This is a genomic window from Isoptericola sp. NPDC060185, from assembly GCF_042728595.1.
Taxonomy (GTDB): Bacteria; Actinomycetota; Actinomycetes; order Actinomycetales; family Cellulomonadaceae; genus Isoptericola.
On the sequence record NZ_JBHWYY010000103.1, the window covers coordinates 1 to 11,897 of the forward strand.

General features: G+C 75.5%; 11 protein-coding genes. 5 read left to right on the forward strand and 6 right to left on the reverse strand.

The window, feature by feature from the left end:
* Positions 1-91: 91 nt before the first annotated feature.
* The 3 genes from ACFWDO_RS19975 to ACFWDO_RS19985 form a co-directional block, all read right to left on the reverse strand.
* Complete coding sequence (locus ACFWDO_RS19975) at positions 92-1,399, reverse strand: M18 family aminopeptidase (RefSeq protein WP_380327174.1); 1,308 nt, start codon at positions 1,397-1,399, stop codon at positions 92-94.
* A 112-nt stretch (positions 1,400-1,511) separates the two neighbouring features.
* Positions 1,512-2,972: a hypothetical protein gene (locus ACFWDO_RS19980; protein WP_380326737.1), complete on the reverse strand. Its 1,461-nt coding sequence runs from the start codon at positions 2,970-2,972 to the stop codon at positions 1,512-1,514.
* Positions 2,969-3,574: a sigma-70 family RNA polymerase sigma factor gene (locus ACFWDO_RS19985; RefSeq protein WP_380326734.1), complete on the reverse strand. Its 606-nt coding sequence runs from the start codon at positions 3,572-3,574 to the stop codon at positions 2,969-2,971. Before ACFWDO_RS19985 ends, ACFWDO_RS19980 begins: the two co-directional genes overlap by 4 nt.
* 200 nt (positions 3,575-3,774) lie before the next feature.
* Between ACFWDO_RS19985 and ACFWDO_RS19990 the strand changes: the two genes are divergently transcribed.
* Positions 3,775-6,063, forward strand: a complete 2,289-nt coding sequence (locus tag ACFWDO_RS19990; RefSeq protein ID WP_380326731.1) for a sodium-translocating pyrophosphatase — start codon at positions 3,775-3,777, stop codon at positions 6,061-6,063.
* Between the two features lie 150 nt (positions 6,064-6,213).
* On the opposite strand, the gene ACFWDO_RS19995 is transcribed toward ACFWDO_RS19990, so the two are convergent.
* The 3 genes from ACFWDO_RS19995 to ACFWDO_RS20005 are packed head-to-tail and all read right to left on the reverse strand — an operon-like array spanning position 6,214 to position 8,299.
* The gene (locus ACFWDO_RS19995) at positions 6,214-6,780 is read right to left on the reverse strand and encodes a DinB family protein (protein ID WP_380326325.1); all 567 of its coding nucleotides are present in this window, start codon (positions 6,778-6,780) and stop codon (positions 6,214-6,216) included.
* 59 nt (positions 6,781-6,839) lie between these two features.
* Positions 6,840-7,709: a hypothetical protein gene (locus ACFWDO_RS20000; RefSeq protein ID WP_380326328.1), complete on the reverse strand. Its 870-nt coding sequence runs from the start codon at positions 7,707-7,709 to the stop codon at positions 6,840-6,842.
* Between the two features lie 47 nt (positions 7,710-7,756).
* Positions 7,757-8,299 carry a DinB family protein gene (locus ACFWDO_RS20005; protein ID WP_380326331.1) on the reverse strand — a complete coding sequence of 181 codons (543 nt, stop codon included), beginning with the start codon at positions 8,297-8,299 and terminating at the stop codon, positions 7,757-7,759.
* Positions 8,300-8,545: 246 nt separating this feature from the next.
* On the opposite strand from ACFWDO_RS20005, the gene ACFWDO_RS20010 reads away from it, so the two are divergent.
* From ACFWDO_RS20010 to ACFWDO_RS20025, 4 genes are all read left to right on the forward strand, one after another.
* Entirely contained in the window at positions 8,546-8,974 is a 429-nt protein-coding gene (locus tag ACFWDO_RS20010) for a hypothetical protein (protein WP_380326334.1), read from the forward strand.
* Positions 8,975-9,046: 72 nt separating this feature from the next.
* The gene (locus ACFWDO_RS20015) at positions 9,047-9,640 is read left to right on the forward strand and encodes a hypothetical protein (protein ID WP_380326337.1); all 594 of its coding nucleotides are present in this window, start codon (positions 9,047-9,049) and stop codon (positions 9,638-9,640) included.
* Entirely contained in the window at positions 9,637-11,247 is a 1,611-nt protein-coding gene (locus ACFWDO_RS20020; RefSeq protein WP_380326340.1) for a methyltransferase, read from the forward strand. Before ACFWDO_RS20015 ends, ACFWDO_RS20020 begins: the two co-directional genes overlap by 4 nt.
* Positions 11,248-11,337: 90 nt before the next feature.
* Positions 11,338-11,841, forward strand: coding sequence for a hypothetical protein (locus ACFWDO_RS20025; RefSeq protein ID WP_380326343.1), 504 nt, complete (start codon positions 11,338-11,340; stop codon positions 11,839-11,841).
* Positions 11,842-11,897: the final 56 nt, after the last annotated feature.

Consider the following 11,897-nt stretch of genomic DNA (forward strand, 5'->3'; position numbering starts at 1 on the left):
TCGTGGGCTGTTTTATGTGAAATTGTCACAGTTCGTGGCCGTGTTTAACGTCTAATCTGGGCCACGATCACACCCACAACGCGTTGGTCGGTCAGCCGGCGAGCACGGCCCCCATCGCGCGGGCCAGGTACCACGGGTCGACGACGGCGGTGAGCTCGCGCGCGGAGTGCATCGACAGGATGGCGGCGCCGACGTCGACCACGCGGATGCCGAGGCGGGTCGCCGTGATCGGGCCCGTCGTGGAGCCGCAGGGCACGACGTTGTTGGAGACGAACTCCTGGCTCGGCACCCCGGCCGCCGCGCACGCCTCCTGCCAGCGGGCGGCGCCGTGGGCGTCCGTCGCGTAGCGCTGGTTGGCGTTGATCTTGAGGATCGGGCCGCCGCCGGCGTGCGGGTGGTTGACCGGGTCGTGCCGCTCCGGGTAGTTCGGGTGCACGGCGTGCCCGACGTCCGACGACACGCACAGCGACGCGGCGAAGGCGCGCGCTCGCTCGTCCTCGGAGGCGCCGAGGCCGGCGCACACGCGGCGCAGCACGTCCTCGAGGAACGGCCCTGCGGCGCCCGAGCGCGAGGCCGAGCCGATCTCCTCGTGGTCGAAGGCGGCGACGACGCCGATGCCGGCGAGGTCCTCCGGAGCGACGGCGAGCAGCGCCGTGATCGCGGCGTGCGTCGAGAGCTGGTTGTCCAGGCGGGGCGAGGCCCACAGGGCCGCGCCGATGCCGAACGCGCGCGCCGGCTGCGTCTCCGCGAGCACGATGTCGTAGCCGAGCACGTCCGCGGCGTCGACGCCGTCGCCCGCCGCCACGGCGAGCTCGGCCAGCACGTCGGCCTGCGACACGTCGCCCAGGCCGACGACGGGCTGCGTGTGCCGCTGCTTGTCGAGGGTCAGCCCGTCGTTCGCGGAGCGGTCCAGGTGGATGGCGAGCTGCGGGATGCGCGCGATCGGGCCGGTGCGCACCAGGTGCTCGACCGTGCCGCCCGAGCCGTCGGCGGTGACGAGGCGCCCGGCGAGCTCGACCTCGCGGTCCAGCCACGAGTTCAGCAGCGGGCCGCCGTAGACCTCGACGCCGGCCTGCACCCAGCCGTCGCGCCCGGTGGTGGGCTTCGGCTTGAGCTTGAACCCCGTCGAGTCCGTGTGCGTGCCGAGGATGGTGAACGGCGTCGTCGGGCCCGCCGTGGGCGGCAGCGCGAAGGCGATCGCCGAGCCGTCGCGGACGACGACGTACCGGCCGCCCGGGGCCACGTCCCAGGCGGCGGTCTCGTCGAGCCGGACGTACCCGGCCGCCTCCGCGCGGCGCGCCACCTCCTCGGCGGCGTGGAACGACGACGGCGAGGCGGCGACGAAGGCGCCGAGGTCCTCGGTGTGGGCGCGGGCAGCTGCGGGAACGACGTCGGGCATGACCGTCATCCTCCCACGCGCGCTGCGGCCGAGGGCCGACCAGGCGGTTGCCACCGCTATGGCGCCTCGCGCCGCCCGAGAGCGGTGGCAACCGCCTGGTCGGCGGGGCGGGTCAGTCGCGCGGGGGGCCCAGGTAGCCGTCGACGAACTGCGCCCAACGGCCCTCGGAGTCGACCGTGAGGCGCCAGCCCTCGTACTCCGGCCCTCCGTCGGCCGCCTGCCAGTCCGCGGACTCCTGCGCCGTGAGGGCGCCGGCGTCGACCGCGTCCTGCCAGTCCGGTGCCGCCGCCTGGCAGGGCGGGGCCATGCGGGGCCAGGAGTAGAGGTGCAGGGCGCCCCCGAGGCCGTGGACCTCCCCGTTGCACGGCTGCGTCGCCGACAGCAGCCGCGCGAGGATCGCGTAGACGTCCTCGTCCTGCTCGGCGGCCGGCAGCTCGAGCAGCTCGCGGGGCGACTGCCCGCCCCAGTTCTCGTCCACCCGGTCCGCCGCCTCCGCGAGGGCGATGAGGGTCTCGTCGTCGCAGGCCAGCGCCGCCGTGAACATCGCGGCGACGGTGGTACGCGCCGGCTCGGCAAGGTCGGCCAGGTCCGGGTCCGGCAGGTCGAGGCCCGCCGCGGAGCACCCTGCGTCGCCCGACCCGCCCGACCCGCCCGACTTCCCGGAGCCCGAGGCCGCGTTCCGCGCGCCGCCCTCGCCCGTGGCGTCGACCTCCACGGCGACGGGGGCGCTGACGACCAGCTCGGCCGCGGTGAACCCCGGGTCCCAGAGCTGCACGAACGCGCGCACCTGGTACTCCCCGGCCGGGAGTTCGGTCTCGTAGGTGTCCGGCGCCGAGCCGTCGTCCGCGTGCACCGGCGCGCAGGACATCAGCGACGAGTCCTCGGCGGTGCGCTCGGCGGGCGCGTCGCCCACCTGGTCCATCCCCGCCTCGGTGACGTTCACTCCGACGTCCACCACCCGGCCGCCCTGCGTCCACAGCAACGTCGGGAGGCTCACGCGGTGCCCGGCGTCGGCGGCGCCGACGCCGTCGAGGCGCGTCGGCACGCGCCAGGTCTGCACGGTCTCGGTGCCGTCGGCGCTCGTGTCGTCGTCGAGGGTCGGGACGCCGAGGAGGTCCAGGCGCTGACCGTCCGCGTTCGCGGACAGGTCGTCGGCCGGCATCCCGCACGTCAGGTTCACGCCCTCGAGCCACGACGGGCGGTAGCCGTCCTCGACGAGCCCGACGGCGGCGTCGTCGGCCCGGGCGTCGTCGGGCCGGGCCTCGTCCGACGGGGAGCCGGACGGAGACGGTGTCGTCGTCGGGCTCGTCGCGGGCCCGGGCAGGGGCTGCGGCGCGTCCGGCAGCAGGGCCGCCCCGCCGAGCACCAGGGCGGCGGCCACGCCCAGCGTGCTCGCGCCGATCCCGGCCTGCTTCACGGTGCGGCGGCGCCGCACCCGCCGGCGCACGTCACCGAGGGCGGCGTCGAGCGCCGACGCCTGGGCGCCGGCCCCGGCGAGCGCGTCCAGACCGCGGCGCAGCGCCTCGTCGGTGCGGCCGTCCGCCCAGTCGTCCCGCGCGTGGTTGCTGGTCATCGCCCGGCCCTCCGCCCCGTCGTCGTCCCCGTCGTTGTCCCCGTCGTCGTCCCCGTCAGCCCCGTGAGCGCGGCCCCGCCGTCGCCGTCGACCCGCAGCACGTCGCGCAGGGTCGCCGTCGCGTCGAACAGGTAGCGCTTGACCGTGCCCTGCGCCAGGCCGAGGGTCTCGGCCACCTGCGGCACCGTGAGGTCCTCGAGGTAGCGCAGGACGACGCACGCGCGCTCGCGCGGCGTCAGCCGCCCGAGCGCGGCCGCGACGTCGGCCCGCGCCGTCGCGCCCGAGGCCGCGCCGCGGACCCGGTCGTCCGTCGCCACGAGGTGGCGGGCCGACGTCCAGCGTTTGCGGCGCCGGTGCTCGTCGAGGAAGAGGGTGAGGATCGCGCGGCGCACGTACGCCTCGCTCGTCCCGCCCCCGTCCAGCGCGTGCACCCCGGGCCGGTCGGCGGCGCCGCGGCGCAGCCGGGCGAACACCTTGACCAGTGCGTCCTGCACCAGGTCCTCCGCGAGCCGCTGGTCCCCGCACAGCACGTACGCGTAGCCCACCAGGGCCCGCCCTCGTGTCCGTGCGAGCTCCGCGAGCTCGTCCTCCCAGCGGCTCATGGTCCCCTCCCGTGCCGTCCTCACCCACCTGGACGGTCGGGGGACGCGAACCGTTGGGTCAGGATGTCACGGTGGTTCGTGACGGCCGTCACATGTGGGTAGACTCCCCGCATCCCGCCGTCAACGGCGACGGCGGGACCTTACCGACGGACGGTCACCGCCGCCCCCGCCGGGCCGAGGAAGCACGTCAAGGAGGACGGATGCTCACGTTCGGATCCAGCAGCATCACGATCGTCGCCGTGATCGGGGTGATCGGACTGGCCGCCCTGGTCTGCGCGGCGGCCCTGCGCAGACAGGTGCTCGCCGCCCCCGAGGGGACGTCTGGCATGCAGGAGATCGGGCGCGCCGTCCAGGAGGGCGCCTCCGCCTACCTCAACCGCCAGTTCCGGACGCTCGCGCTGTTCGCCGTCGTGGTGTTCGCCCTCCTGTTCCTCCTGCCGGGCGACGGCGGGGTCCGGCTGGGGCGGTCGATCGCGTTCCTCGTGGGGGCCGGGTTCTCCGCCGCCATCGGCTACCTCGGCATGTGGCTCGCCGTGCGCGCCAACGTGCGGGTCGCCGCCGCGGCGACGCGCACGGACGGGCGTGCCGACGGCGCGCGGATCGCGTTCCGCACCGGTGGCGTCGTGGGCATGTCCGTCGTGGGTCTCGGCCTCGTGGGAGCCGCGCTCGTCGTCCTCGTGTACCGCACCGACGCGCCGGCCGTGCTCGAGGGCTTCGGCTTCGGCGCCGCGCTGCTCGCCATGTTCATGCGCGTGGGCGGCGGCATCTTCACCAAGGCGGCCGACGTCGGCGCCGACCTCGTCGGCAAGGTCGAGCAGGGCATCCCCGAGGACGACCCCCGCAACGCCGCCACCATCGCCGACAACGTGGGCGACAACGTCGGCGACTGCGCGGGCATGGCCGCCGACCTCTTCGAGTCGTACGCGGTGACGCTGGTCGCCGCGCTCATCCTCGGCAAGGCGGTGATGGGCGAGCAGGGCCTCGTGTTCCCCCTGATCGTCACCGCGATCGGCGCGTTCGTCGCCCTGCTGGGCGTGCTCGTCACCCGCGTCCGCGGCAGCGAGAACGGCCTCGCCGCGATCAACCGCGGCTTCTACATCTCCGCCGTCATCGGCGCCGTGCTGGCCGCCGTCGCCGCGTTCGCCTACCTGCCGTCGTCCTTCGCCGGGCTCACCGGCACCGCGGACCTCGGCGACGTCACCGCCGACCCGCGGGTCGTCGCCTCGCTGGCCGTCGCCATCGGCGTCGTCCTCGCCGGCGTGATCCTGTGGATCACCGGGTACTTCACCGGCACGACGTCGAAGCCGACGCTGCACGTCGCGGCCACGTCGCGCACCGGCGCGGCCACCGTCGTGCTGTCCGGCATCGGGGTCGGCTTCGAGTCCGCCGTCTACACCGCCGGCGTGATCGCGGCCGCGATCTGCGGCGTCTTCCTGCTCGCCGGCGGGTCGATCTGGCTCTCGCTCTTCCTCGTCGCGCTCGCCGGCTGCGGCCTGCTGACCACGGTGGGCGTCATCGTCGCGATGGACACCTTCGGCCCCGTCAGCGACAACGCGCAGGGCATCGCCGAGATGTCGGGCGACGTCGACGAGGAGGCGGCGCAGATCCTCACGGACCTGGACGCCGTCGGGAACACCACCAAGGCCATCACGAAGGGCATCGCGATCGCGACGGCCGTCCTCGCCGCGACGGCGCTGTTCGGCTCGTACGCGGACGCCGTGGAGCAGGCGGTCGCCGACGTGGGCGACGTCGGGGGCGGGCTCGTCGCGTCCATGCTGAACTACGAGATCATCTCGCCCGTCACGCTCGTCGGGGTCATCCTCGGCGCCGCCACCGTGTTCCTGTTCTCCGGGCTCGCGATCGACGCCGTGACCCGCGCTGCCGGGGCGATCGTGTTCGAGGTGCGCCGCCAGTTCCGCGAGCACCCCGGGATCATGACCTACGAGGAGCGGCCCGAGTACGGCCGCGTCGTCGACATCTGCACCCGCGACTCGCTGCGCGAGCTCGCCACCCCCGGCCTGCTGGCCGCGTTCGCGCCCATCGCCGTCGGCTTCGGCCTCGGCGTCGGGCCGCTGGCAGGCTTCCTTGCCGGCGCCATCGGCGCAGGCGTGCTGATGGCCGTCTTCCTCGCGAACTCGGGCGGCGCGTGGGACAACGCGAAGAAGATCGTGGAGGACGGCGCGTTCGGCGGCAAGGGCTCCGAGGCGCACGCCGCGACCGTCATCGGCGACACCGTCGGCGACCCGTTCAAGGACACCGCCGGCCCCGCGATCAACCCGCTCATCAAGGTGATGAACCTGGTGTCCGTGCTCATCGCGCCCGCCGTGGTCATGCTGAGCGTGCCGGAGGACGCGAACTCCGCGGTGCGCATCGTCATCGCCCTGGCCGCCGCGGCCGTCGCCTTCGGCGCGGTCATCATGTCCCGGCTGCGCGCGGCCCGCGTCGACCGCGAGCAGGCCGACGAGGCGGCGAGCGTCCCCGCGAGGTAAGTCCTCGATCTGTCCCGGCCGACGCGGTCCGGGGTCTCTCGTCGCGAGGCGCGCCATCCGGCCGCTCGTTCCTCGCGGCCTCCCGCCAGGGCCGACCAGCCTCGCGACGAGAGACCCCGGACCGCGTCGTCGTGCGTCGTCGTGCGGTGGCTACTGGCCGGTGCGGCCGTCGATGCACTCCCGCAGCAGGTCGGCGTGCCCGGCGTGGCGGGCGTACTCCTCGACGAGGTGCTCGAGGACGTCCCGCACCGGGAGCTGCTCGCCCTCGCGTTCCACGGTGCGGCCCATGTCGGCGTCGGTCTGCGTCGCGAGCCAGGCGTCGGCGGCCTCGGTCTCGCGGCGCCACGTGGCCCACGCCTCCTCGACGACCGCCGGGTCGGCGACGGCGCCGTCGAAGTCCGCGTCGGGGGCGTCGGGGCTCGTGTACAGCGGGGCCAGGTCGGGCTGCCCCTGGAGCCGGCGGCGGAACCAGGTGTGCTCCACCTTCGCCAGGTGCCGCACCAGGCCGAGCAAGGAGAGGGTGGACGGCGGCACCGCGCGGCGGGCGAGCTGCTCGGCGTCGAGCCCCGAGCACTTCATCTCCAGCGTGGCGCGGTAGGCCTTGAGGTAGAACCAGTGGGTCTGCAGCTCGCCCTCCGGGTTCGCCCACTGCTCGCGGGGGTCGTCCTGGGGGTCCACCCACATGTCGGGGAACTGTCGCTGCGTGGCGTCGGTCATGCGCACATCCGACCGTCGGGCCCGCCCGCGCCGCAACCGGATTTGCCGGCGCGTCGCCCTCAGGCGACCGGCGCGGGCCGGCGGCGCAGCACCACGCCCACCACCGTGGAGACGACGGCCACCGCGGCGCCGACGCCGCACGCCCACCACAGCTGGGTGCGCAGCGGCACCAGGAGCGCGTCGACGGTGTCGTCAAGCACCTGCCGGCCCGACGAGCCGACGTCCAGCCGGGCGAAGGCCGCCTGCACCGTCTCGGGCAGGAGCAGCAGGAGCACCAGCATGGCCGCGGCGACCAGGCCGCCCGTGACCGCCGCCGTGCGCACGCGCCGGCCCGGCCGGGCGACGAGCGCGGCCAGGACGGCGAGGAGCACGGTCACCGGCAGGGTCCACGGCGCCCAGCGGTCCACCAGCGCGACCGCCTGCTGCGCCGTGGCCAGGTCGTGCGAGGCGTACAGGACGACGTCCGCGCCGGTCGTCGCGAAGCCCTCGGGGACGGGCAGCCCGCGGTCGCGCAGCGCCTGCCCGACCGACTCCAGGAACGGGTCGAGCGGCAGCGTCACCACGCCGTCGGCGGCGTCGACCACGTCGCTCTCGTCGCGCAGCACGGCCACGGTCGAGGCGTGCCCCTGCCGGGTGGCCTCCTCCCATGCGGGCGGGAAGGCGTCGGAGCGGACGAACACGTCGGCCACCTCGCCGATCACGGGCCGCAGGGCCCCGGCCAGCGCGCCCGAGTCGATCTGCCCCACGACGGTGCCCGTCAACGCCTCGGCGACGGCGTCCTGCGTGGTGATCTCGTCGGCCAGCGGCGCGGTGGCGGCCACGTAGGCGTCCGTGTCCAGCAGCGTGCCCTCGACGTACCGCACCGGCACCGTGACCACGGCCGCCAGGACGGCCAGCGCGACCAGGACGCCGCTGAGGAAGCTCCGCATGAGGGCACGCTACGCGGCCCCGCGGGCGGGTCACTACATCATCACTGTCAGAGGCCGGTGCGGCCGTCGATGCACTCGCGCAGCAGGTCCACGTGGCCCATGTGGCGGGCGTACTCCTCGAGCACGTGCAGCAGCACGTCGCGCGCCTCGACGGTGCCGCCGTCGTACGGGACCTCGCGGCCCATGTCCTCGCCGGCGAACCAGTCGTCGGCGGCCTCGACGGCGCGGTGCCAGGCGTCCCACGCCTCGTCCACGCACGCCGGGTCGGGCAGGGCGCCGTCGAAGTCGACGTCGGGGTAGCCGGGGAGCTCGAACGGCCCCCGGTCGGTGCTGCCCTGCAGCACCCGACGGAACCAGTGGTGCTCGACGTTCGCGAGGTGGCGGACCAGCCCCAGCAGCGACAGCGACGACGGCGGGACGGAGCGGCGCGCGAGCTGGCCGGCGTCGAGGCCCTCGCACTTCATGACCAGCGTCATCCGGTACCGGCAGAGGTACTCCCAGAGGGTCTCCTTCTCGCCGACCGGGTCGACGCCCGTCGCGCGCGGGTCGTTCTCAGGATGCACCCACAGGCCGGGCGTGGTAGAGGTCACGCGCGTAATCTGGCCGAACACCGGCCCCCGGTCAAGCGGCCCCCTCCCACCTGCGGCGACGTTCCGCGGGCGCGGGCGCTGGCGGTAGCCTTCGCGACCATGAGGGGCAGCAGGACACGAGCTCGCGGGCGGTCGCGCGGGCCGTCGCGTGCCGCGTCCCGGCTCTTGCCGCACGCCCTGTCGCGACCCGTGCGGGGAGCCTGGCGCCGGCGGTCGTCGCTCGTGGCGTCCGGGGCGCTGGCGCTGATGACCGGGATCGGTGCGGGGTTCGCGTCGGGCCTCCTGCCCGGGGCCGCGGACGACGCCGCGCTGCCCGACGGGCCGGCGGACGAGTGCGCGGTGGTGCAGGCGGCGTGGTCGCAGTCCGCGAGCCTGCAGGTGGGGATGAGGGTGGACGACCCGGCGTCGCTGCGGCACGGGTTCGTCGGCGCGCGGGACGCGCTCGCCGGGGTGCGGCCGCCCGACGCCGTCCTGGCGGACTGGCGGACCGTCACGGACTACGTCGGCACGGTCGCCGACACGGTGGAGGCTGCGGACGAGGCCGACGTCGCGGCGGCGGTGGCGTCGGCCATCGCAGAGCTGGACACGACCGCGATGACGCAGGCCTCGAACCGGGTCACGACGTTCCTCAAGGACGGCTGCGGCACCACCCCGCCGCCCGACGACGCCGGCTGACGGCGCCGGCTGGGGGCGGGCGCGCGTCGCGGGGGATTTCCACGCGCGCGGGCGGTGGTTCACGATAGGGGGATGCGCCGCGCCCGCCTCGTGCCCCGTCAGCTCCCGTTCGTCGTCGTGGGGATGCTCGTCACAGGGGCCACGCTCGCGGCGTGCGGGCAGGGTGGCGGCGACGGCGGCGCGGAGCCGGCCGCGGAGCCCGCGCCGGCGGTGTCGATCCCGGCCGACCTGAGCATGGGCGTCGAGGGGGAGGCCGCGCGGTCGGGGTCGGCGCGCCCCTCGCCCGACGCGAAGGACGACGCGAAGGACGAGGCCTCCACCGCGGAGGCGGAGCGGTGCGCGGCGCTGCAGCAGTCCTGGTCCACCACGAACCGCGCGCTCGTCGACCTCAGCCCCGACCACCCGCGTGCCCTGGTGCAGAGCTTCCGCACGGCCGACAAGGCGATGACCGAGCAGGACCCGCCGGAGGACGTCGCGACGGCGTGGGGCACCATGGCGGACTACCTGGGCAGTGCGGTGACGGCGTTCGAGGACGTCGACGAGGACGACGCGAACGCGGTCAGCTCGGCGATGGCGGGGGCGATCACCGCGGACGACACGGCGACCGCGACCGCAGCCGCGAAGGACATCACCGCGTACCTCGCGACGTCGTGCGCGGGCCGATGAGCGCGCCCGCCTCGACGCCGGTGCCCGGCGCGACGGTCGACGCCGCGCCGCTCGTCGCCACCCTGCGGGCCGACCTCACGGCGGCGGGCTACACGGTGGACGGCGTCGAGGAGGCGCTGGGGACGGTCGCGTCCGCGGCGCTGCACCGTGAGCAGACGGTGCCGGCGCGGCGCGCGCTCGCACGGGTGGCGCCCGGCGCCGACCCGCGGGCGGCGCTCGCCCGGCTGTTCCTGCTCGGCGACGACGTCCCCCGCGCGGAGCTCGATCGCGCGCTGCCGGGCCTCGGCACGTCGGGCGCGGCCCGCCTGGGGCTGGTGGCCGCCGCGGGCGAGGGTCCCGGCGACGCCGTGCGCGCCGTCGTGGACCTGCGTCCGTACGCCGCCGTCGACGCCGGGGGAGAGGCGTCGTGGTGGCTGTCGAGCGACCTCGCCGAGCTCGCCACCGGCGGCCGCCTCGCGACGGACCACGTGCTGGGCGCGGGCGGCGCCTCGACCACGCTCGCGCAGGTCACCGCACGCACGCCGGTGGGCCGCGTGCTCGACCTCGGCACGGGGTGCGGCATCCAGGCCCTGCACGCGGCGCGGCACGCGCGCCAGGTGGTCGGCACCGACATCTCGCGGCGCGCGCTCGGGTTCGCGCGGTTCAACCTCGCCCTCAACGCGCCGTCCTCCGACGTCGAGCTGCGGCACGGCTCGATGCTGGAGCCGGTGGCGGGGGACCGCTACGACCTCGTGGTGTCGAACCCGCCGTTCGTCATCACGCCGCACGCGGGCGCGGCGGGCCGCGCCGTCGCCGACGCGCTGGGCGACTACGAGTACCGCGACGGCGGTCGCTCGGGCGACGACCTCGTGCGTGACCTGGTGCGCGACGTCGGACAGGTGCTCGCGCCCGGCGGCGTGGCGCAGCTGCTCGGCAACTGGGAGCACCGCCGCGGCGAGCCGTGGGAGGAGCGCGTGGGCGGGTGGCTCGACGCGTCGGGCCTGGACGGCTGGGTGATCCAGCGCGAGGTGCTCGACCCGGCCGAGTACGCCGAGACGTGGATCCGCGACGGCGGGACGACGGCGGAGCGCGAGCCCGCGGCCTGGGCGGCTGCGTACGGGGCGTGGCTGGACGACTTCGCCGGCCGGGACGTCGAGGCGGTCGGGTTCGGCATCGTCACGCTGCGCCGCCCGGCCGACGGCGCGCGCCCCACGCTGCGCCGCCTGGAGGAGCACACTGGGTCGGTGCACCAGCCGCTCGGCGCGCACGTGGCCGCGTCGCTGGCCGCGCACGACTGGCTCGCCGCCCGCGACGACGACGCCCTCGGGCGGGCGCACCTCGTGGTCGCGGACGACGTCACCGAGGAGCGGTTCCACACCCCGGGCCAGGCGGACCCGAACGTCGTCGTGGTGCGGCAGGGCGACGGCCTGGGCCGGGGCGTGCACGCCTCGACGGGGCTCGCGGCGTTCGTCGGCGTGTGCGACGGCGAGCTCGCCGTCGGGCAGATCGTCGGCGCGCTCGGCGCCCTGCTCGAGGTCCCGGCCGACGACCTGCGGGCCGAGCTGCTGCCGGCCGTCCGCGGGCTGGTCCGCGACGGGTTCCTGCGGCCCGCGGAGGACGTTCGCTGAGAGCCGGCGGAACGTGGGCTGTGCCACATGGGCAGTTCTCCCCGTGCGCCGGGGGCGCGTGATCCGGTCGGGTCCGTCACCATGGGTGCCATGCGCAACCGACAGACCATGACCCGTGCCTCGGCCCTCGCCGCGAGCGCTCTCCTCGCCCTCGGCCTGGCCGCCTGCAGCTCGGGCGACGGGGACGGCTCCACCGACGGCAGCACGACCGCCGCCGAGAGCCAGGAGACCCCCCAGGAGGAGGACGCCGCGGCCGCCGGCGGCGACTTCTGCGACGCCGTGCAGGCGCTCACCGACGCGTCGTCCGCGATGGGCGACGTCGACCCGTCCGACCTGCAGCCCACGGTGGACAAGCTGGACGAGCTCACCACCACGATGGAGGGCGTGACGGAGCCGCCGGCGGAGGTCGCCGACGACTGGACGACCCTCACCACCGCGTTCCGCACCGCGACGGACGGCATCGAGACCGCGGCGAAGGACCCGACGGACGCCGACTCGATGTCGCAGCTCCAGGACGCGATGACCGCGATGACCAGCTCGGAGTTCACCGACGCCGCGAAGTCGGTCGGCACGTACGCCGGCACCAACTGCTGACACCGCCCGCTGCCCCCACGCCTGCAGGCCGTCGCCGCCCGGGACCCGTGATCGGG

Bases quoted from the DNA above. Each gene is read 5' to 3' on its own strand.
- ACFWDO_RS20015 (WP_380326337.1), top strand. From the start codon at position 9,047: ATGCGCCGCGCCCGCCTCGTGCCCCGTCAGCTCCCGTTCGTCGTCGTG.
- ACFWDO_RS19995 (WP_380326325.1), bottom strand. From the start codon at position 6,780: ATGACCGACGCCACGCAGCGACAGTTCCCCGACATGTGGGTGGACCCC.
- ACFWDO_RS20000 (WP_380326328.1), bottom strand. From the start codon at position 7,709: ATGCGGAGCTTCCTCAGCGGCGTCCTGGTCGCGCTGGCCGTCCTGGCG.
- ACFWDO_RS20025 (WP_380326343.1), top strand. From the start codon at position 11,338: ATGCGCAACCGACAGACCATGACCCGTGCCTCGGCCCTCGCCGCGAGC.
- ACFWDO_RS19985 (WP_380326734.1), bottom strand. From the start codon at position 3,574: ATGAGCCGCTGGGAGGACGAGCTCGCGGAGCTCGCACGGACACGAGGG.
- ACFWDO_RS20020 (WP_380326340.1), top strand. From the start codon at position 9,637: ATGAGCGCGCCCGCCTCGACGCCGGTGCCCGGCGCGACGGTCGACGCC.
- ACFWDO_RS19990 (WP_380326731.1), top strand. From the start codon at position 3,775: ATGCTCACGTTCGGATCCAGCAGCATCACGATCGTCGCCGTGATCGGG.
- ACFWDO_RS19980 (WP_380326737.1), bottom strand. From the start codon at position 2,972: ATGACCAGCAACCACGCGCGGGACGACTGGGCGGACGGCCGCACCGAC.
- ACFWDO_RS20010 (WP_380326334.1), top strand. From the start codon at position 8,546: ATGACCGGGATCGGTGCGGGGTTCGCGTCGGGCCTCCTGCCCGGGGCC.
- ACFWDO_RS19975 (WP_380327174.1), bottom strand. From the start codon at position 1,399: ATGCCCGACGTCGTTCCCGCAGCTGCCCGCGCCCACACCGAGGACCTC.